16 protein-coding genes and 1 tRNA gene are annotated in these 21612 nt (G+C 57.6%); 4 read left to right on the top strand and 13 right to left on the bottom strand.

Annotation, left to right across the window (positions count from 1 at the left end; all coding sequences use genetic code 11):
- Window positions 1-122: 122 nt before the first annotated feature.
- The 11 genes from HMPREF2857_RS07580 to HMPREF2857_RS07625 all read right to left on the bottom strand — a co-directional run bounded on the left by HMPREF2857_RS07580 (window position 123) and on the right by HMPREF2857_RS07625 (window position 12821).
- Window positions 123-195 (bottom strand) — tRNA-Arg (locus HMPREF2857_RS07580).
- Window positions 196-288: 93 nt separating this feature from the next.
- The gene (locus tag HMPREF2857_RS07585) at window positions 289-1080 is read right to left on the bottom strand and encodes an ABC transporter ATP-binding protein (protein WP_070643407.1); all 792 of its coding nucleotides are present in this window, start codon (window positions 1078-1080) and stop codon (window positions 289-291) included.
- Window positions 1080-2255, bottom strand: coding sequence for a FecCD family ABC transporter permease (locus HMPREF2857_RS07590; RefSeq protein WP_070643410.1), 1176 nt, complete (start codon window positions 2253-2255; stop codon window positions 1080-1082). The genes HMPREF2857_RS07585 and HMPREF2857_RS07590 overlap by 1 nt, the downstream gene beginning before the upstream one ends.
- Window positions 2256-2285: 30 nt before the next feature.
- On the bottom strand, window positions 2286-3488 hold the full coding sequence (locus HMPREF2857_RS07595; RefSeq protein WP_038628435.1) for an ABC transporter substrate-binding protein: 1203 nt from the start codon (window positions 3486-3488) through the stop codon (window positions 2286-2288).
- Between the two features lie 169 nt (window positions 3489-3657).
- Window positions 3658-4110 (bottom strand): MarR family winged helix-turn-helix transcriptional regulator, encoded by a 453-nt coding sequence (locus HMPREF2857_RS07600; RefSeq protein ID WP_038628433.1) that lies wholly within the window; start codon window positions 4108-4110, stop codon window positions 3658-3660.
- A gap of 69 nt (window positions 4111-4179) precedes the next feature.
- Window positions 4180-4671 (bottom strand): MarR family winged helix-turn-helix transcriptional regulator, encoded by a 492-nt coding sequence (locus tag HMPREF2857_RS07605; RefSeq protein WP_038628431.1) that lies wholly within the window; start codon window positions 4669-4671, stop codon window positions 4180-4182.
- Between the two features lie 14 nt (window positions 4672-4685).
- The gene (locus tag HMPREF2857_RS07610) at window positions 4686-6548 is read right to left on the bottom strand and encodes an ATP-binding protein (RefSeq protein WP_246819656.1); all 1863 of its coding nucleotides are present in this window, start codon (window positions 6546-6548) and stop codon (window positions 4686-4688) included.
- Window positions 6497-7342, bottom strand: a complete 846-nt coding sequence (locus HMPREF2857_RS11325) for an AAA family ATPase (protein WP_246819658.1) — start codon at window positions 7340-7342, stop codon at window positions 6497-6499. Before HMPREF2857_RS11325 ends, HMPREF2857_RS07610 begins: the two co-directional genes overlap by 52 nt.
- Window positions 7343-7345: 3 nt before the next feature.
- On the bottom strand, window positions 7346-8521 hold the full coding sequence (locus HMPREF2857_RS07615) for a metallophosphoesterase family protein (RefSeq protein ID WP_070643413.1): 1176 nt from the start codon (window positions 8519-8521) through the stop codon (window positions 7346-7348).
- Window positions 8522-8523: 2 nt separating this feature from the next.
- A complete protein-coding gene (locus HMPREF2857_RS07620) occupies window positions 8524-9582 on the bottom strand; it encodes a hypothetical protein (protein ID WP_070643415.1) in 1059 nt (352 codons plus the stop codon).
- The gene (locus HMPREF2857_RS07625; protein WP_070643418.1) at window positions 9582-12821 is read right to left on the bottom strand and encodes a DEAD/DEAH box helicase; all 3240 of its coding nucleotides are present in this window, start codon (window positions 12819-12821) and stop codon (window positions 9582-9584) included. Before HMPREF2857_RS07625 ends, HMPREF2857_RS07620 begins: the two co-directional genes overlap by 1 nt.
- A 579-nt stretch (window positions 12822-13400) precedes the next feature.
- Between HMPREF2857_RS07625 and putP the strand changes: the two genes are divergently transcribed.
- The 3 genes from putP to HMPREF2857_RS07640 all read left to right on the top strand — a co-directional run bounded on the left by putP (window position 13401) and on the right by HMPREF2857_RS07640 (window position 16272).
- Window positions 13401-14924, top strand: a complete 1524-nt coding sequence (gene putP / locus HMPREF2857_RS07630) for a sodium/proline symporter PutP (protein ID WP_070603715.1) — start codon at window positions 13401-13403, stop codon at window positions 14922-14924.
- 97 nt (window positions 14925-15021) lie between these two features.
- On the top strand, window positions 15022-15663 hold the full coding sequence (locus HMPREF2857_RS07635) for an HNH endonuclease family protein (protein WP_070643421.1): 642 nt from the start codon (window positions 15022-15024) through the stop codon (window positions 15661-15663).
- 108 nt (window positions 15664-15771) lie between these two features.
- Entirely contained in the window at window positions 15772-16272 is a 501-nt protein-coding gene (locus tag HMPREF2857_RS07640) for a DUF2269 domain-containing protein (protein ID WP_070643423.1), read from the top strand.
- Window positions 16273-16443: 171 nt separating this feature from the next.
- Here HMPREF2857_RS07640 and HMPREF2857_RS07645 read toward each other — a convergent pair whose 3' ends face one another.
- The gene (locus tag HMPREF2857_RS07645; RefSeq protein ID WP_083310537.1) at window positions 16444-18618 is read right to left on the bottom strand and encodes a DEAD/DEAH box helicase; all 2175 of its coding nucleotides are present in this window, start codon (window positions 18616-18618) and stop codon (window positions 16444-16446) included.
- 678 nt (window positions 18619-19296) lie between these two features.
- On the opposite strand from HMPREF2857_RS07645, the gene HMPREF2857_RS07650 reads away from it, so the two are divergent.
- The gene (locus HMPREF2857_RS07650; RefSeq protein ID WP_070643427.1) at window positions 19297-20229 is read left to right on the top strand and encodes a bile acid:sodium symporter family protein; all 933 of its coding nucleotides are present in this window, start codon (window positions 19297-19299) and stop codon (window positions 20227-20229) included.
- On the opposite strand, the gene HMPREF2857_RS07655 is transcribed toward HMPREF2857_RS07650, so the two are convergent.
- Entirely contained in the window at window positions 20226-21608 is a 1383-nt protein-coding gene (locus HMPREF2857_RS07655; RefSeq protein WP_070643430.1) for an MFS transporter, read from the bottom strand. The two genes, HMPREF2857_RS07650 and HMPREF2857_RS07655, sit on opposite strands and share 4 nt — an antisense overlap.
- Window positions 21609-21612 lie beyond the last annotated feature (4 nt).

Below are 21612 nucleotides of genomic sequence, written 5' to 3' on the forward strand. Positions count from 1 at the left end.
TTTTTGTCATAAACGCAGTCAGTAACTCGGATTGGCCCGCTTCCGCCAGGTACACCCGAAACAAAAATCCCTCAAGCAACCAGGCGAATCTAATCGAACCTAACCGCTTAAGGGATAAAACGTGCCCCCGAGAGGAGTCGAACCTCCGACCTTCGGTACCGGAAACCGGCGCTCTATCCACTGAGCTACGGGGGCGTGTGGCACAAGCACAACAAGTGCAACGAGAAAAGATGTTACCACTTGGCTGGGGCGATTAGCGAAATGCCCCGCACCCCAGCCAAATCCGCACTATGCGGCCTCAGAAACCTGGTCTTCCTCAATAGGACACACCACAGGCACGCCTCCATCATTAAGCACGCGAGCTCGAATTCCATAGACGCGGGCCAAAAGATCCGGTGTGAGAACGTCAGCAGGACTTCCCTGGGCAACCACGTGGCCGTCGTGAAGCATGACAAGCTCATCGCAGTAGCGGGCTGCGAGATTGAGATCGTGGATTGCGACGAGCGCCAAGGAGCTCCGTGAGGCGACCTCCGCGCGGACGAGCTGTAGGAGTTCCACCTGGTGGCGCAGGTCGAGGGCGGAGGTGGGTTCGTCGAGAAGCATGACCTCGGGATCGCGGACAAACATCTGCGCGACGGCGACGAGCTGACGCTGACCGCCGGAGAGCTCGCCGACGAAGCGGTCGGCAAGGTGCTCAATACCAACCTTCCGGAGAACCGCCGCAGTGTGCTCAATCTCGGAGCCGCGCACGCGCAGACGCCCGGCGCGCCGGCCAGAGACCAGTACCGATTCGAATGCGGTCAGCGAGGCGCTAGCCGGCAGATCCTGCGGCACGTAGCCGACGACATCGCGCAGTTCGGAGCCGACGACCCGCTCATTGTCACGGGTCAGTGCAATCTCCCCGGCCATTGGCTTTCGAATCCCCGCCAGCGTAGTCATCAGTGTGGATTTGCCCGCAGCGTTTGGCCCGAGCAAACCCGTCACCGTACCCGGCTTCAGCGTGCGCATTGACGCCCCGCGCAGCACCTTCCGCTTGCCATAGCCTGCGACTACTTCGTTGACATCGAGAAATACGCCCACTAGTTCCACACCGTCCTCTTACGCAGGAAAACCAAGCCGACAAAGAATGGGACACCGACGATTGCGGTAATGATGCCAATCGGCACTGCCACACCCGGCACCACCGTGATGGATACCGCATGAGCTGCCGCAAGCAGCGCCGCACCTGCTGCCATCGATGCCGGGGCAAAGAAGCGCTGTTCTTCACCGACCAGCATGCGCGCAATGTGTGGGCCGACCAGTCCGATGAAGCCGATGATGCCGGCAAAGGCCACTGCGGTTGCCGCCAGCAGCGAGGCTACAATCAGCGTCGCAATGCGCAGCCTATCCACATTGATACCCACGGCTTTTGCGCGGGCATCGCCAAGTCGCAGCACCGTCAGCGCCCACGCATAGCGAATGGTGAACGGAATGGCGATCAGCAGTGCCGCCGCAATAATGCCGTTGGCCACCCAGTTCGCGCGCTGGAGCGAGCCCATCGTCCAGAACACAATCTGCTGGAGCGCCTCGGTAGTCGCGCGGTATTGCAACAGCGCCAACAGCGCTTGGAATAGAAAAACGAGACCGATACCCAGCAGAATCATCGATTCCTTACCCGAGCCGCGCCATACCGACGCCGCCGCCACAATCGCCACCGCGATGACGGATGATACCCAGGCCACGGCCGCCAGGTTGAACTGCGCATGCGGAATAATCACCCAGCCCAGCACAATCGATGCCGCCCCACCGAACGCCGCTGCAGCCGAAATACCGAGCGTAAACGGCTCCGCCAGAGGGTTGTCGAGGATTGTCTGCATCTGTGCACCGGCAAGCGACAGCGCTGCACCAATCAGCACTGCCATCACTGATGCAGGCAGGCGCAGCTTCCACAGCACCGTACGAGTGGTTTCGTCAACATCATTCGGGCTCACGATGCCCCGGACGACGTCTCCCACACTCAGTGACATCGGCCCCACGATTGTCGCCACTACAAACGCGCACACGGCCAGCCCCACCAGCACCGCAATAACGGCAATCTTCTGGGCCGAGCGTCGTCGGTACTGTCGCGCAGAGTCGTAGGTCGTGCTTGACGACGGACACTCGTGCTGTTCGGTGGCGGGCTGCGACTCTTGACCTCCACTGCCGTTGGTGGAGGTGGACTCGCGGGGTTCGTCGTCAAGCCCTGACGCGGGAGCGTGCAGATTGGTGTAAGTCATCGGATTCCTTCTTCGATGGTGGAAGATGGGTTACTTGGTCGGCTCCAGCGCGGTGAAGAAGGTGCCGCTGAGTTCGAAGGGCAGGTAGTCCTTGTGGAACTTGGCGAAGTCAGCGACCGGGTCGAGGTCAGCGAACTCCTCTGGGTGAATCCACTTGGCGAATTGCTCGAGCGCGAAGACGTTGTACGGCGAGTCGTAGAACTGGTGGAAGGCGGCGTACAGATCACCCTTCTTCGGCGCGGTCAGGGTGTCAAAACCCGGAGTCTTCAGCAGGCCTTCCAGAGTGCGCTGTGCGGTCTCTGGGGTGGCGGTGTAGCCGAGTTCGACGTGTGGCAGCACTTCCGGCTTCTTCGGATCGAGCGCCCAAGAACCACCGGTGGCGATGATCTTCTCCGGCTGGACGGACAGGACCTTCTCTGCGGTCACGTCGCCCGATTCGGTGTCGAGGAGGCTGTCTCCGAGGTTCTCACCGCCGGCTGCTGTGACAAGGTCACCGAGGTTGGACTTGTTGACGGTCGAGCAGCAATCCTTGAGACCGGCTGCTCGCCAGACGAAGGTCTTTGGCTTGTCTTCGAGCTTGGCGGCACGTTCGGTGATCTCGTTGACGCGCTTTGTGTAGAAGTCGGTGAACTTCTTGGCATTGTCCTGCTCATCGACGATCTGGCCGAGGAGCTCGACGGACTTGGCGGTATTCTCCAGGGGCTTTTGCCGGAAGTCGGTGAATACGTACTTCAGACCTGCCTGATCGAGCTTGGTGAGGAAACCGGACTGCTCCGCGGCCTTCTTGTGGTCAAGGGTCATGACGACCACGTCTGGGTCGTGGGAGATGAGGTTTTCAACTGTGACATCGCCCTTGGCGATATTGCCGATGGTCGGCATGTCTTTCAGCTCGGGGTTCGTCTCGAAAAGCTTGGTTTCAAACGACGGCGCGCCCGAATGCAAATCGCTGCCCATGGCGACAACGTGGTCACCCGGGTTTTCGTGGTCAAGCATCGCGGTGACAAACATGGCGCGGCCTTCACCGAGCACGACTCGTTCTGGCTGCTTGTCGAAGGTCACAGTGCGACCTGCGACATCAGTGACAGTGAGTTCTCCTTTGTTGTCGGCAGCCTCGTTCGACTCTGCGTCCGCACCGCATGCTGTAGCGACGAAGCTCAGCGCTGCACACCCGATTGCGGCCAGAGTTTTGGTCTTTGGCGCGGTTTTAGCCTTGGCGAAAATATTGACTCTCATGCGTTTCAGTTTCTGCCTTGTTTATTTCTGCGTAGTTTTTGGTACTTAGGGTGCACAAAGAGAAGTGAGCACTCACCCCTTTGCTTTAGGCACGCCTTACTTTACAACTTGAAACGTAGAGAAAAAAGCGCCCTGCTAGTGATTGTTTTACTAGCAGGACTTGGAAGTCTTATTTCCTTTCGAGAACCGACTGGAAGCACCTCAGCATCACTTCGCGGTCTTCATCAGCAAGTGGTGAAATAACTTCCTGGCGAACAGTGTCTACATAATCCGGCGCCGCCTCGGCAAACACGTGCCGACCAACGCCTGTTAAGACGACGACATAATCCGAATCCGGGTCTTCGCCGTGGTCTTCGGTGTGAATAAATCCGCGCTTTTCCAACCTGTTGGTATGTAGCAGCGCGCGGGGATGGTTCCACTTCAGTCGATCACAAATCTTGTCAACATGCAGAATCCCCTCCTCTACCTCATGCAGAGCGATGAGCAGGGTAAAGTCCGCGAACGTCAGCCCGGTTCGAGTGCGTAGGCTCCGCTCGATATTGCGCTCTACCTCGCGAAAAGCAGCTACCATCGACTGCCAAAAGAGCTGTTCATCATCACTCAGCCATTCAAATGAGTTCATACTGCTCTAGGCTAATGGTGAGAGCCTCGTAGCGGAGACAAATGAGAAAACACTCACAAAAACTTTTGGCTACTCTGCTTGTCCGTCGACTGAATCGGTGACCGTAGCATTGGCGGTCTCTGCAATCTTATCGAGCACAGCGGAAATCCCCTGATAGTCGATATTTTCACCGAGCACATCAAACAAAACATGGCGCACAAGCTTCACATGGTTCGGCGCCGCTTTCTCAATCACAGTTCGACCGTGTTCAGTAAGCGTGACATCGATACCACGGTTATCGCAGGCGCAGCGTTCCTTAGTTACTAGCCCGCGTCGCTCCATACGAGTAATTTGGTGTGACATTCGGCTGCGGTCCCACTCCAGGGATTCACACAGGGTGCGCATGCGCACTACATTGTCTTCAGCCTCGGAGAGAACAACCAGAACCGAAAAATCTGCAGTGGAAATATCGAGAGAATCTTGCAGCTGAAGGTCAATTGACCTGTCAACGGCCCGTTTAGCGTTCAGAATTGAGCGCCATAACCGCTGCTCTTCATCACTTAACCACGGAACATCTTGCATATGTACAGAGCCTACTATCTTGAAACCAAATCCTGAATTTTCATAAACTCCGCTCCTGTCACACGATCAAAGCGGGCTTCATCGCACGTCAGGACTAATACCTGCATATCGCGCCCCGCTTTGGCAAGAGCATTATTCATCCGCCGCAAACGGTGTTCGTCTGAATAACCTAATGCATCATCAATAATCACCGGAGCGCCTTGCCCGCCCTCCATGACACCGGCAACGGCCAAGCGCAGCAGAATGTCCAGCTGCTCCTGCGCTCCACCAGATAGCTCATCGACATCGAACTTGCCATCGGCATTGGACCGTGACTCAATCTGCAAGTCCTCATTCATCGTGAACTGGGTTCCCGCACCGAACACACCGCCGCCGTACTCTTCGAGCTTGCGGAGCAAGGGGTCAGCGAGCGCATTCCGCGATGCCGCACGTGCCTGTGTCATTACCTCCATAAGAGTCTTGGCGGCGGCTGCACGGCGACGCATTGAATCCCGATCTCGCTGCGTTCGCTCCACTACCCCCTCAGCAGCTGCCAACTTCTCATTCGCGCTGTCGAAATAGTCCAAGTGCACCCGAATCTCTTGCCGACGCTTCTCCAGCTCAGCCAGGCGATTCTCAACTGCATCCCGTCGCTGCTTAGCGCCCGCGAGCGATGCTTCCACATCGTCGGCATCCCGCTGCGCCAACTCTTTCAGAGCCGCAGCCAGCTGCTCTTCTGCCGCCTCATAGTCCTTGCCTCGGTTTTCCACCGCAGCAAAAATCTCGGCATCCGAGGCTTTTTCTCGCGCCGTCGTAAGCGAATCTTCGCGGACCTTCAGGACGGACCGAGCCCCTTCAAGCTCGCTGCTGGCCTTCGTATAGTTGGCGTGTGCAGGACGTTTTTCCAGCTTCGACAAGCGCATATCGGCATTGTCACGCTCCGACTCGGCATCCCTACGCCCCACTGCAGCTTCTTCCAGCCGCGACTTTGCCGACACCAAGTCAATCTCCGTCGGCGCATCCTCGCCCGCAAGTTCCCGATACCGCTCGCCCTGTACTCGTGCTTCTTCCTTCGCATCATCCAACTCTGCGGTGAGCTGGTGATACTCCACACCGTCGGACACCGCAGTTATGGATGTCTCCACCTGGAATTTTGCTTTTTCCGCTTCACGACGTCGAGTGTGTGCCTCTTGTGCTTCCGCGACGGAATCAGCGCCTGCCGCCTCAAGCTGTTCCTTGAGCGATATCTCTGCTTTTTCTAGCTTGCGCTGCTGCGAATCTGAGCCGTCTCCGGGCTGAACAGCAACCGTGACGTCGCCAACTTCGATGGCCAACGGCTTAGTAACCGCACGTTGAACTGACTCAGCCTCCGGCGCTAGCCCCACTTTCTCGCCGTCGACTGTGACCTCCTGCGCACTACTAGCCGAGAGCTGCACACTCGGGCTCGACGCCTCCAGCACAGCGGTGGCTGTTGCAACTTCGCGTTCGCAGGTCAACAGTTTTTCCATTACCTCCTCGGTAACGGAATTCCGAGCAATTACCTCCTTTTGCTCTGCCAATTGCGCGCGGAGCGCATCGAGCTTCTTCACTCGCTTCGACAAGGCTTCAACCAAGCCGCGCTTCTCCCCCAATGCGACTTCAGCTGCAGCCAGCTCTTCTGCTTTTCGAGCTTCGCGGTACGCGGTCACAACTGCATCGCGATCCTCCTGCGCCTTCTTTAAAGCTGCGACCTCCTTATCGAACGCTTCCTTAAGTTCAGCAACTTTCTTCTCTGCGACGGAATGCTGATCCCTGGCATCTTGTGCCTGCTGAATGAAGGTTTCGCGCTCTTGCTGAGCCTGTTTAGCTAAGTCCAGCTGCTGCTTCGCCGCTGCGGAGACCTCCTGTGCCTGGGACACGGCAACCCTGAACTTTTCGAGTTCTTCGAGTGCCTGCGCCCAATGCTCGACTTCGTTTTTGGCTTCTGGCAACGATGCCCACTGCGTGTGTTGGCTTTCTTCATTACGAGCAGCTTCCTCATTGAGCGCTTCGAATTCTCGGACCTTTTCGCCGCTTCGTCGCGCACCTGCTGGGCTTCCGCCAGCTCCTTGTCTACGTCGGTAAGCTGCTTGCGCTCTTTGCCATTTTTTTGGAAATAGTTGCCGTATTCAGCTTCAACGGCTTCAAACAGACCTACCTCTTCTGCGGTTTCCGCGCGCTGCCCCGATGCCGACTGCAGTGCGCTTGTGACCTGCGCATAACCGCCCAAGGAGAGTGTCTTTTGCGCTTGCCCCTGTTCAGCAACGAAAACCTGCCACAGGTTCTTGGTGTCCGCATTGTGCATTCGTGCGGCCAGCCACTCTTCCGCCTGGTCATCTTTAAGAACCTCGGCTGTCGGAGAGTGGACGGTGACGATTGTGCCGGTGTCCTTGGTGCTACCAAAGATCTTGTCCAGCGTAAATTCGTAGCCGTCAAGCTCCAGCCGGAGCTTAACCTGCGGCTTTTCCTGGCTGGAGTGACTGTTCAGACTAAGCGCTTCGCTTGACCTGGACTTCCATTTTGTCGTCAGCGCAACGTGAATAGCTTTGGCGATTGTCGTCTTACCCGACTCGTTTTCACCGGAAATCACTACCACGCCCCGCTCGGCTAGCCCTGTGATTGAGAGTGAATCAATCGCACGTACATTGTGTAATTCGATGTCGTGAAAACGCATGATTTATTCCTTCTCTCCGGCCAGGCGCGCCAGCAAGCGAAGCGCATCGGCTGCTGCAGTGGTTTCAGATTCTGATAACGGTCTGCCGCTCTCGGTTCGCCCTTTGCTCAAGACCGTTAGTTTTTCTGCAGCTATGAGCGGATAACCGGTGAGATTGAGATTAGAGATATCCCCCTCGGACGGAACCACCGTCAAATCGGAACCACTTTCTCGGCGATAAAGTGCAGCGAAAAGCTGTTGATACTGCTCAAGTCGATTTTCAAAGGTAGTCGACTCCGACAGTGTCACGGTTCCTCGCAATGAATACTTCACCGCTGTGTCTGTCTTCGCCTCGATACCGTCCAGTTCAGCAAAGAACTCATCGAGGTCTTCCGCGCCAGTGATATCCATGTCAATGGCATGAAAAGCCCACTGCCCCACTCGGTGGGAGGCCACGGTAACTGAGCCCTTTTCGGGGCCGCTCTCTACAATGTCGACGACGAGTGCATTGCCGGAATCCCGTTCTTTGTCGTCGTACGCTGTGGTTTCGTGTGCGCCGGAGAAATAAACTCTGCCAGCATGATCGAGTTGGCTCGTGGAGTGGGAATCCCCCAGCGCAACATAGTGCAACGCCCCGCGCTCAATAGCTTGTTCCAAGCTGGTCAGATCAATGGTGGCTCCTGCATCAGCACCAAAGCCTTCTACTTGGCCGTGTGCGACCATCACTCGGATTCCATCGGCGGGCTCAAGCTCCGTGGCTATTTCCGCCACGATGTCGTCTGCCGAATACTTGCCGCGCACTGGCACGCCGATGAGTTCCACCCCGTCACGGATGGCAATGGGCGCACTGTCGCGAATTACGTAAACTCCTCGGTCTTCCAAAGATTCGAAAGCACTACGTCGATAAATGGAAGAAGCATCAAGCGCATCATGGTTGCCGGGTAGGAGATACACCGGCACGGGTAGCTTGGCGATTCGCTCAAGAGCCCGCAAGAACACCTTGTCCGGCAATGTGTTGGAATCGAACACGTCGCCAGCGACGACAATGAACTCAGCGCCTTCGCTGGTCGCCAACTCGCCGATGCGATCGATGGCGTTGAGGCGACTTTCGTGGAACCTAGCTTGGGCTTCACCGCCGTCGAGCTCTAGGAACCACCGAGTCATTCCCAGTTGCCAATCTGAGGTGTGAATGAATTTCATGACTAGCGCTCCTTTTGTCCCAGGCTCAGCGATTCCTGCAGATGTTGCCAACAATCTTCCAAATCGGCGACTGCACGAATGGTCTCTCTCGAAATTACGCAGGTTGGCTGCAATGCTTCATGCAGCAAACTGCGGTCGGTAACTGTTAGTGGGTCAACAACCTCGAGCGAAGGAACGCTGACTCGTTCCAAGTCATTGCCCCAGTAATCGGCTTCGACAGCGAAAAGCTCGGCAACCTTTTTCTGCTCGTTGTCACCGCCATCATTTCCACCAGCTTCATCCGACTTCTGGGCGGTTTTATTGGGATCCTCCCGAACCGCGCCGCCAAGCCCGAGGCGCTTCGGCGCAGTCCGGTTTCGTAGCTGTGTTAGTTCCTGAAGCCGGCGTTGCAATTCGCGCTGCGGATAATCGCGCAGCTGCAGTAGCGACAGCGGATCGCGGTCGATATCGGCAACGAGTTGAGCGGCAACTGCAACGGTGTGCTTACACACAGGTGCCGGGTCCGGGCAGGTGCATTCGCTGTAAATGTGCTCTTCACCATCGCACAACAGCATTTCCATCTGCTCATACGGCAATTCACCGTGCTCAAACTCTGTGAAGGCCGACGGATTGTTCACCAACCACCGCAGTACGTCGTCAGTTTGTTTCTGCTCCCGCCGTGGGAACCGAATAAAGACTGAAAATGGTTCCGGCTGGCTGCCCTGCACTTCACCGATGATGTAACCATCCGCGATTCGAAGCCCCAGCACATTGCCGTCGAACCTGTACTTCTCACCTCTGTGAACACGACCCGAATCAGCGCCACGGATGATGAACTCCCACACCCACCGGGCAAAAGTAGTACGTGGCTCGACCGCCACTCGCGCTGCGGTTCCACGTCGCGGCTGTCCGGTAAATGCACCGGCCCAGTCCTGGGTGGCCAGGAGCTTTTCAATCGTCGAGCTGGTTGCTGGTGCGCTTCGCGCTGTCGTCCTTTTGCGACCACGCTTTCCAGAGGGGCCCTTGCCAAACTCGGCAAAGATGACATTGTCGCCCCATGTCACGTCTCCGTCACCGGCCATTAGTACCACCTCTTCTGGACTCTAAACGGGGTCACATTGTTGGGAATCGAATCGTCATCCGAGGATGCGGAATCCGATGCCGTGGCCTCCGAGATCACCCCATCGGTCACCGTCCCACCGGACTTTGCCTCCGCTGCGTCCATCGATTCACGCAGTGACTGAATTTTGTCCTTGTCCAATTGCCACAGAGACCGCAAACGGTGAAAGTCCATCTCCGTCAGCTTGGTTTCACCAGCACGCACAACTGCATCCGCCAATTCTGCCTTCTCGAAAATCAGCTCGTCGATACGCTCTTCCAACGTTCCCACACTGACCAGCTTGTGCACGTGTACGTCTTTACGCTGACCGATGCGGTAAGAGCGGTCCGTGGCCTGGTTTTCAACTGCTGGATTCCACCATCTGTCAATGTGAATGACGTGGTTGGCGGCAACCAGGTTGATGCCAACACCTGCCGCGAGAGTAGACAGCAAAATGATTGGTGGGCCGTCCGGGGCATTAAACTCTGCCACTACTTTCTCGCGCTGTGCCGGAGTCATTGCCCCTTGGATAAACGGAATGTCCACGCCCAGGCGCTTGCTGAAATGAGGGGCGAGCATCTTGCCGAACTCCACGAACTGCGTGAACACAAGCGCGCGTTCACCGTTTTGGACAATCTCATCGACGAGCTCTTCCAGCCGTGCAACCTTGCCCGAGCGATGCTGCCCATGATTAAGCAGCCCTGAGCCGTCGTGCTGGTAGTGCGCTGGGTGGTTGCAAATCTGCTTCAACTTCATGATGCCGCCGAGGATGATGCTCTTTCGCCCGAAGTTGCCAGAGCGATTCCGCTGCGAGCGCTTGAGCTTGTCCTCGATGTCCTTCACAGCTTCCTGATACAAGAAAGCCTGCTCCGTCGTGAGAGGAACCATCTCCACCTGCTCATTCTTCTTGGGCAGGTCCGGCGCGATAGCTGGATCCGACTTGAGTCGGCGCAGAATAAAAGGTGCTGTAATCGACTGCAATTGCAGTAGCATTTCCGCATTCCCATCACGCTCGATGGGAATCGCAAACTTGTTGCGAAATGCATTCGCCGACCCCAGCATGCCTGGATTACAGAAATCCATGATGGTGCGCAGCTCGCCCAAGTCGTTTTCCACCGGAGTACCAGTCATGGCGATGTTGTGTCGCGAGCCCAGGCTCCGCAGCGCTCTGGATACCTGGGCGTTGGGGTTCTTAATTGCCTGCGCTTCGTCAGCAATCACATGATCCCACTGCACTTGGGAAAGTTCGTTCACATCGCGGGTAGCAACACCATAGGTCGTCACAACAACATCGTGTTTCCCGATAAATTCCTGTAGTTCTTCACCATGAGGGCGGTGTGAACCATGCAGCAGCCCAACCTTGAGCTCTGGAGTGAACTTTGCCGCTTCTGCTGCCCAATTGCGCAGCACACCTGTCGGAACGACCAGAAGCGAAGCCTTGTGCTCTTGATTCTTCGCATCCGCTTGACGACGGCAGCGCTCATACTCCAACAGCGCCAGAATTTGCACAGTCTTACCAAGCCCCATGTCGTCAGCGAGAATGACACCAAAGCCGCGGTTGGACATATCCGCCAGCCACTCCACACCGCGCTGTTGATACTCCCGCAGCTCACCGACAAAACTCGGTGGCACCTCGACCGACTCTGCGAGGGCCGTGGAACCGTCTGAGTACTTCGACACCAACGCCTTGAGCCAAGAGGGATCCCTGGGGGCGACGGGCACTGCTGCTGGTGCTTGCGACTCCAAGCCACCGTCGAAGACCAACTCTTTCAGGGTGGCTTGCCCTTTACCGGTTTCCTCCCCGGCCTTAGTCTGCTCCACCAAAAACTTCAGGGCTTCTCGAGCTACCTCTGGATTCGCGTGCACCCAGTGGTCACGCAGATGCACTAGCCCCGTACTCGATGCAGCGAGCTCACGCATTTCCGCTTCCGTCAGTACGGCATCCCCCACGGCCAGCTTCCACTCGTAATCAACCAGTTGGTCAAATCCGAGTTTCGGTTCCGAACGGCGCCCAGCAGGCCCCGTCGGATCTAACTGGACGACTTCAGTGTGCAACTGCAGGGTGGTCTCCACTGACTTCCAGTTCGGCGGCAGCATTACATCGATATCGACCTTTGCCAGCTGCGAGATGCCATCAGTCATAAGCTCTATCAGCTGCTCTGAGGTCAGCAGCAGATCTAAGCCCGGGTGGCCCGCTGCTTTCGCATATTTGAGCGTTGGGAATGCCTCTTGTGCAGCCAATAGCTGCGGGCGAAGTAGCGACAGCACGGACCGGCGACACATTTCTGGGTTCAGGCGCTCTGGAGCTGCGACACCGATGCGGTAGTACATCCGCAATGGCCATAGAGTCTCATGTTCCACCGCAGCTGAACGAGGATTGAGGCGAGTTACTGAGCCGCCTTCGTCATCCGCTCGATCCCGCAACTCCAACAGCTGCGGAAGATCCACATCCGGCAAGTCTTCCAGCTGGCCTTCAAAACCAACGGGTTCCTGCACCATTAGCTGCAGGCGAACATCCTCACCATCGGCCGACAGCCTCCACTTTGCCAGCGACTGCGCCACCCCCGGTGTCGCACGCCCCAGGGACTCCGACTGCAACAACGACCGCACGAAACTCTGACGCTGTTCTGCCGGTTCATCCAAATCGGCCAGGAGCGCGTTGGTGACCCAATGAAACATCCGATTGATGAAATCCTCAGCCACCGTGGCACCTCCGTTATCAATCAACACCGGTGGTGTACGGGAAATGACCTGACTCTGCCAGGCAATCTCACTCAACCCCTCAGACATCCGCCACGTCGGCCACCACTCATTGTCTTCCCACGTCAGCGCCACCAATGCCCGCCCAGAGCGTGCGAAAGCATCCAATCCCTGCACAACATCTACAAAGAACCTAAGATCCGGCGCCATCGCCGTCGAGGAAACTTCCTCCTGCAATTGCACCAGTGCTGTCACCGCAGCCCATGGCGGGAACACCCATGTGGGTACCGCTTTCTCTACTGCCCGCCCCTTCGGTGTGCGCAGTTTTAGCGTCAGTTGTGCTCGACTCCCCCGGTCCAGGACTGCAAAAAGCCGACGCTGATGCGCCGGAACTTCCAGCAAATCCACGTCCGCAATAATCCGGTGCCCCTCTGGCCGCTCCACCCACAGGTGAAGACCCGAATCGTCCTTCCAGACCGCGTGCAGCAGCAACGGCACCGCTGACTTAGCAACTTGGCCCATTACTTCCTCCCCACTGCTTGCTCAGTCATCACCGTCTAATCACCCGGCGGCTTCGCCACCAGATATTTCTTCAATGAAGATTCTGCCACGCACCCCGGATCAGCTTTTCCACCACACCACAACATTAGCACGCATGTTCGAACTATGTATCTTGCAAAAATTAGTCCCCTTCTACCCAAATACCCCTTTTCCCAGGTAATTTGTCGCACTTAACCGATTTTTAAAACCTTTTTCAACGCTTCTTATCTTGCAATGCAGCGCATCACATGCAAACGTCGTATGAGCTACAAGAATTAAAAATGTGTGACTCGTGCAATAGTTCTGCCATGGTTCGCATGTGCCAGTAGGCTCCGCTGACTGTCGTAGACAGCCCGGAAGCTGAAGTTGTGTTTCATTGCGAATCGCAGGTTCTGCTGTTTCTGTCGGCCACTTTCTGGCTCGATTTTGCTGCGACGCTGTGAACGTCGTCAAGCGGACTGGCTCAAACGAAATTGAGTGATGCGCTAGGAAACGATTTCCGGCGTGCTGGGCAGTGCGTGAGTCCGACTGTACGCCTAATAAATAATGAGGAGTTGCCCTGTGGACCAACAAACATGGTTCATCATCGCACTAGTCATTTATCTGCTGTTGATGGTCTACATCGGCTGGACCGGATGGAAAAAGACCGCAGAGTATGACGAATACATGATTGGCGGTCGCGGTCTACATCCGTTCGTCGCAGCACTGTCAGCGGGTGCATCGGACATGTCCGGCTGGCTGCTGATGGGTCTGCCCGGCGCGATTTATCTTTCAGGCCTGAATCAGACCTGGATTGCAATCGGCCTGGTCGCAGGCGCATGGTTGAACTGGAAGTTCACCGCACCGCGCCTGCGTAGCTACACCAAGATTGCTCGTAACTCGATTACCGTGCCGTCGTTCCTGGAGAACCGTCTGCACGATACGTCGAAGGTGCTGCGCGTTTCCGCAGGCCTGATTATTCTGCTGTTCTTCACCTTCTACGTCTCCTCGGGCATGGTCGCAGGTGGCCGCTACTGGGAGTCGACGTTCGGTGGCAGCTACCTCGTCGGCATGCTGCTGGTTGCGGGGATCACTGTCGCATATACCCTGTTCGGCGGCTTCCTTGCTGTCTCCTACACGGACGCGGTGCAGGGCATCATCATGTTCATTGCGCTGCTGACGGTTCCGACTGTCGGCATCATCTACCTGATTAACAACGGCAACTCCTTCTCGGACATCTTCAGCTTTGCTGCTAACAACCCGTACCCGGGCAGCGAGGGACAGCCGGTTGAGACCTTCTTCGATCCGTTCGCCGGCATTCCGCTAATCACTATTATCGGTCTCCTCGGCTGGGGTCTGGGCTACTTTGGCCAGCCGCACATTATCGTCCGCTTCATGGCTCTGCGCAGTGCAAAGGACGCAACTGAGGGTCGCCGCTGGGGCGTTGGCTGGCAGGCACTGTGCATGCTCGGCTCGGTCCTCGTGGCCCTGACCGCAACTGTTTTCTTCGCTACGAACCCAGATGCTTCGGTCACTGATGCGTCTTCCTACGAGACCATCTTCCTGGACATGACCCGCATCCTGTTCCACCCGCTGATTGCAGGCCTGATTCTGACTGCAGTGCTGGCAGCAATCATGTCCACCATTTCTTCACAGCTGCTGGTGTCTTCCTCCGCGCTGATCGAGGACCTGTTCAAGGCAACGGTCAACAAGTCCCTGCGTCCGAAGACCTACATGACGCTCTCCCGCGTCGCCGTCGCGCTGATCGCCATCATCGCCGCAATCATCGCTGCTAACCCGAACAGCTCCATTCTGGATCTGGTTGGCTTCGCATGGGCTGGCTTCGGCTCGGCATTCGGCCCGGTGCTGCTGGCCGCCCTCTACTGGTCGCGCCTGAACACCCCTGGTGCTGCTGCCGGCATGATCACCGGTGCGGTTGTCTCCTTCGCATGGGGCATGAGCTCGCTCAGCGACACTCTCTACGAGATCGTCCCGGGCTTCGCCGCTGCAACTGTCGTGATGATTATTGTCACGCTGCTTACCAAGGAGCCGAACGAGAAGATCAAGGAAGAGTTCGACCACGCAGCAAAGCAGGCTCTGGTCTAACGCTTTGATCTAGGCTTGGCCTCCGCTAGCCCCGCAGGCTAGCCCCGGCGCATACCTACAAGGGAACCGAAAAAGTATTTTTCGCGCCCAACTAGGTATGCGCCCTTTTTTATTTGCCATCCTGGCCGCCTCCCTGACTACCGCCTTTGTCTCATCCTTTGCGCTTACGCGAGTTCTCGTCACCTCCTCCCCCGCGAGGTCGGAGACGGAAGCCGTCGTCAAGCAACTGCGCACCGTACGCGTCGTCGCCGACCGCCCCACCGTCACCGGATACAAGCGCGAGCGCTTCGACGTCTGGGCAGGTTCTGCCGATTGCAATACACGCCATAAAGTGTTGGCGGCGTGGTTCGGGGGCTCTGCATGTTCGCTTGACGACGGCTCCCCGCGCGAAATCCCCGACCCTTACACGGGTGACCCAGTTGGTGCGCATGAGGTCGATATCGACCACATTTATCCGTTGGCAGCGGCGTGGGATTTCGGAGCCTACGCCTGGGATTCCGAGAGGCGTCGGCAATTTGCCAACGATATCGAGACCAACCTCGTGCCCACGCGAAGCGCGGTCAACCGGGATAAAGGAGATGCCAGCCCGGCGGAATGGCTTGCCGAGGATGCGAAAGCGTGTGACTATTCGCATCGTTACTTAGCGGTGGCCATTAAATGGGACCTGCCCGTATCGTCGGCAGACTGGAAGGCGATGGCCACTGCGTGTGGAATCCGCGCGAGGAAAGGCACGAAATAGAGAAAATAGTGCGAGCACGTTAAGTTAAGGACTGGTCTTAATAAAGAAATATCCAGGCCACTCCTCGCTTGAACGCGAGGCCTACATTCAGTCGTGGAAAGGTAATACGTGCAAAACGTAGTTCTTATGGTTCACGTCCTGGCGGCAATTCTGCTGCTAGGACCGGTGACTGTCGCAATTTCGATGTTCCCGAAGCTCGCGCTTGCAGCCCGCGGCGGAGAGGCAGGAACGGTCGGCGCCGCGCGCACCATGCACGCCATTTCGCGCACCTACGGCATGTGGTCGCTGCTCGTGCCGCTGCTCGGCTTCGGTGTCATGTTCACCGATGTGTCGACCTACATGAAGTCCGGGGCAATGCACGCCGCAATCCTGCTGGCTATCATCGCCTGGGCACTGCTGTTCTTCCTGGTCATTCCGCGTCAGCGTCTGATGATGGCCGGCCTCGGCATCGCCGACGAAGACGAGGATGCTGACGATCCGGAGTTCATCGAGCGTCGCAAGAAGGCTGAAGAGCTCGACTGGGACAAGCAGAAGAGCCAGCTGGCTATGTTCTCCGGCATCTTCTCCCTGCTGTGGGTTGTCGCCGGCATCCTGATGTTCTTCATCTAGAGCACACGCTCAGACACAATAAAACTGCCGGTGCGCCTGTACGTTTCGGCCCGACTAATCGGGTTTGAAAGTACATGCGCACCGGCAGTTTTTTGTTTTCTAGGTCAGCGCCAAGGGCGGTAGTCGGTAGTCGCCTGACGACGACCACCCCGCTCACCCCACCTAGCAGGTTTAGCGGCGTCCGCCTCGGTAACCACCGCGACGGTCATCACGGTCACCACGGTAGCCACCACGACGGTCGTCGCGACCGCGACCACCACGGTATCCTCCGCGACCACGGCCGCCGAAATCGTCACCATCTTCGAAGTTTCCACGGTAGCCACCGCGGCCACGGCCACCACCACGACGGTCGTCGCGACCGCGACCACCACGGTATCCTCCGCGACCACGGCCGCCATCACGACGATTGCCACGGTAGCCACCACGGCCACCGCGGTAGTCATCGCTGTCGTCGACCGAGGTGCCGTCGTCAAGCTTCAGCCCAATGAGCTGGCCGGAGATGCGAGTATCGGAGAGGTTGTTGATGACTTCTTGCGGCAGGTTGGCCGGCAGTTCGACCAGAGTGTGATCGCCACGGATGTCGATGTGTCCGAAGTCCTTGGAGGACAGGCCACCCTCGTTGGCGATGGCACCGACGATGGCACCCGGGCGGACGTGCTGGCGACGACCGACGCTGATGCGGTAGGTTGCGGTGCCCTCGCGGTCGAACTCGACCAGGTCAGCGCGCTTGCCCTGACCGCGCTCACCACGGGAGCGACCATCGCGGCCACGGTTGCGGTCGCGGTCGAAACGATCACGGTCACGGTCGTTACGACGGCCACGCGGCGGCTCCTTCATTAGGAAGTCGCCCGACTGTGCCTGCGCAGCGATAGCGGCGGCGATATCAACCAGTGGGGTGTCGTGCTCTTCTGCGTACTCCTCGATGAGCTCACGGAAGACCGGAACCTGCGAATCAGCAAGCGCCTCGGTCAAGTCATCAGCGAACTTCTGCTTGCGAGAGTCGTTGACCTCATCGACGGTCGGCAGCTTCATCTCGTGCAGCTGCGACTTGGTTGCACGCTCAATCGAGCGCAGCAGGCGTCCCTCACGCGGGGTGACAAAGAGCAGCGCCTCGCCGGAGCGGCCAGCGCGGCCGGTACGACCGATGCGGTGGACATAGGACTCGGTATCGTGCGGAATGTCGTAGTTGACCACGTGGGAAATACGGTCAACGTCCAGGCCACGAGCAGCCACATCGGTTGCCACCAGAATGTCCAGGCGACCGTCCTTGAGCTGATCAATCGTGCGCTCACGCAGAGTCTGCGGGATGTCGCCGTTGATGGCGGCAGCGGAGAATCCGCGGGCACGCAGCTTCTCGGCGAGCTCCTCGGTCTCGTGCTTGGTGCGCACGAACATGATCATCGCTTCGAATTCCTCGACTTCGAGGATGCGGGTCAGCGCGTCCAGCTTGTTGCGGTGGCTGACCATCAGGAAGCGCTGGCGAATGTTGTCCGCAGTGCGAGTCTGGGACTTGACGGTAATCTCTTCCGGCTCCGTCAGGTACTGCTTGGACAGGCGACGAATCGCAGCCGGCATGGTAGCCGAGAACAGCGCGACCTGCTTGTCATCCGGGGTGTCGGCAAGAATGCGCTCGACATCCTCCTGGAAGCCCATCTGCAGCATCTCATCGGCCTCGTCCAGTACCAGGAAGCGCAGGTCGGAGATGTCCAGCGAGCCCTTCTCCAGGTGGTCGATGACACGACCAGGCGTGCCGACGATAATCTGCGCACCTCGGCGCAGACCCGACAGCTGCACTCCATAAGACTGACCACCGTAGATTGGCAGGACCTGAATCTTGCCCAGGTGATCAGCAAACGACTGGAAGGAATCCGCAACCTGGAGCGCCAGCTCACGGGTCGGAGCGAGCACCAGAGCCTGTGGTGCACGGACGGAGCGATCAATGCGAGCCAGAATCGGCAGCGCAAACGCCGCGGTCTTACCGGTACCAGTCTGAGCCAGGCCGACGACGTCGCGGCCGCTCATCAGAGTCGGGATAGTTGCAGCCTGAATTGGGGACGGAGTCTCAAACCCAACCTTGCGAACTGCATTGACAATGTCATCCGGCAGCTCAAGCTCATCGAAGCCGACGGTGTCGTCGCCGTTGTCGTCTTTGTTCTTTTCGGCCTTCTTCTCGGCCTTTTCCTTGACCTCAGCCTTTTCGGTCTTTTCCTCAGCGGCCTTCTCTTCGACCACCGGTGCTCCCTCGGCCACTACATCCTCGGCCTTCACAATTGCGTCCTCGCGCTGGTTTTCGCGCTGATCCTCGCGGTTTTCCTCGACGCTGCCATTCATTTCATTATTAGCCATTTGGGGCTCTTCCTGGGCCTTTTCGCCCGCACACTCAATATTCAACAGTTGATTACTCACAGTTGGGTCGCACATACATGACCCGCCCAATTTACGTTCTTGTTTTCAGTGCTCTCACGTCGGAATTGCGATGACATCGCTTCTCTTGCACATACTTCGAAAAATTGCGCCCAAACCCAATTCAGCTTTGACTTCCGAGGAGGGGCGCCCATCATGCACTATGCACTTTCAAGCGTTTCACCAGCGAATTTATACCGCTGCCAGATTCTCTGCGACATTGTCGTCAGGATTTCACACCGATTGCCCAGACTACGCCACCGTCGGTCAAAAAACCATTTCCTGTCCGCAAGGTCACGACAATGGGAACGTCGTCAAGCGAACACATTGCACCCACTTCGGGGTACCTATTTTGCAATTGCATGGGGTGAGGTGGCTAACATTTTCCCTACAAGTTTGTACACATATCAGCTATTTTCCGCCGTGGAACACCCACCGTTCGGCGGATTTTTGCAATTTCGCAACGTATAAGCCCAAGGTCGCTAGAGAATGTCCAGCTATAACAACGCACCAGAAATACAGCCGTCTTCGCCCCGGCAGTCCCCGCTAAAACCACATTCTCCTGACGAGGTTTCTGGGAATGGCGGGCAGGCGGATAAGGAGCCGTCGAAGCTCTCGGCAATGATTGAAGTTCTCGGGTTTCCGGGCTTTATTTTGGCGGGTTCGGCGCTGGCATTCTTCTTCCCCGCCCCGTTTACTCCGCTGACGGATTACATCACGTACTTCCTGATGATCATCATGTTCGCGATGGGCCTCACCCTGACCATCCCGGACTTTAAGCAGGTCGCTAAGCGACCGTTGGTGATTCTCTTCGGCGTCATTGCGCAGTTTGTCATCATGCCGCTGCTGGCGATTGCCGTGGCTAAAGCCCTCGGGCTCAACCCGGCACTCGCTGTTGGTCTGCTCATGCTGGGCTCTGTTCCGGGCGGCACTTCGTCGAATGTCATCGCATACCTGTCGCGTGGCGATGTCGCACTGTCCGTCGCCATGACCAGTGTGTCGACGCTGGTCTCGCCGATTATGACGCCGTTTCTTATGCTCGTGCTTGCCGACGCGCACACGGAGGTCGACGGCCTCGGGATGGCCTGGAGCCTCTGCCAGACAGTCCTCCTGCCAGTGATTGGCGGTCTGATTATCCGCTTTGTGGCCGATACCTTTATTAACAAGATCCTCCCGATTCTGCCGTGGATTTCTATTCTCGGTATCGGTGGCGTGGTCTTCGGTGCCGTAGCCAAGAACGCAGAGAGCCTGGCGAACATTGGCCTGATTGTGTTTGTGGCTGTGATCATCCACAACGTTCTGGGTTACGTGCTCGGCTTCTTTGCAGGCCAGCTGGTGGGGATGCCAACTGCGGGCAAGCGCACGGTGGCCGTGGAGGTCGGTACGCAATCCGCTGGCCTGTCCTCCGGTATGGCAGCGAAGTTCTTTACCCCGGAGGCAGCGCTTCCCGGCGCGGTGGCCGCTGTGGTGCACAACATCACTGGCGCTATCTACGTGGCTATTTGCCGAAAGCTCGATGAAGGCAAGGAAACTAGCAAATCCGCTTCTGCTTAAGCTGTTTTCGCTTTGACTTCTTTGGCCCCGCTGTTCGACGAGTGGGCTGGTAGAGTCTCGCGCCCGAAAATCCAGCCCACCATTGCGACCAGCGAAATGACACCGCAAACAAGGAAACCGGCCTTGAACCCTGCGGCATCCACGATTGCGCCGACAATCAGCGGGCCGGAAATCGCTCCGAAGTCCTGAGCCATCTGGAAATTGGCGAGCACCTTTCCACCTTGGCGGTTGGCGCCGATGACGTCGGCAAGCACGGCCTGCTGCGATGGATTGATCATGCCAGCGCCGAAGCCGGCGAGGACTGAGAGAATCAGTAGCGGAATGGCACCGCTGCTAAATCCGATTGCGCCAGTGAACACGCCGTTGATAAACAGGCCTGTGATGAGCAGTGGACGACGGCCAATGCGGTCGGAGAGACGACCGGAAAACTGCAATGCCGTGACATTGCCGAGCGCGAAGGCCGTCAGCGCGAAACCAGCTGTGGCAGTGGCGGCTACTGCCCCATCGCTGCCCGGTTCTGGGGCGCCAACATGGGAAAACGTTGCCGCAGCGAACAGCGGGACAATCGCGACGCGCACGCCGAAGTTCGACCAGCCGTTGGCGAAGGCTCCGACTAGTGCGCTTCGATATGCCGAGTCACGGATTGCTTCGGAGAACCTCAGCACCGGGGTTGTGCGCTTGGGCACTACATGGCGAAGATGCTCCGCACTCAGCGACATGCCGACCACAATCGTTGCCACAATCAGCGCGCCACCGTAGATGAAAAACGGCACCCTCATGCCCCATGCGCCCATTGCAGCACCAATGATTGGGCCAAAGACATTGCCCAACAGGAAGGCTGTGCCGTAGGCGGCCGAGCTCTTACCGCGGATCTCCGGCGGTGAAATCCGCACAATCAGCCCCATTGCCGAGACCGTGAACATCGTCGAACCGATGCCTCCGAGCGCACGAAACGCCAGCAGTTGCCAATATGTCTGCGCAACACCGACAAGCAAAGTCGAGAGCGCGACGATGCTGATGCCGGTTAGGTACGTGCGCCGATATCCGAGCTTCTCTACCAGTGAGCCCGATGCCGGTGCGAAGATAAGCCGGAAAATGGAGAACGAACTGACCACGAAGCTGGCCGCGAACACACCCACATCGAAGCTGCGCGCGTACTGCGGCAAGATCGGTGCGATCAGACCGAAGCCCAACGCGATGATGAACGCAGCGCTGACCAGAATCCAAATCTCTCGCGGAATCGGTTGTTTAATCCCGTCTAATTCACCCTGCCGAGGATCGAGACCTTGTGGTTTGCTTCCCACCTCCGATGCGATATCCGGCTGAGATTCGCACTTTGCTTTACGACGAAGCAGGTCGCGCGAACGGGAAGCTGACAAGGTA

Source organism: Corynebacterium sp. HMSC076C10 (genome assembly GCF_001812455.1).
Taxonomy (GTDB): Bacteria; Actinomycetota; Actinomycetes; order Mycobacteriales; family Mycobacteriaceae; genus Corynebacterium; species Corynebacterium jeikeium_D.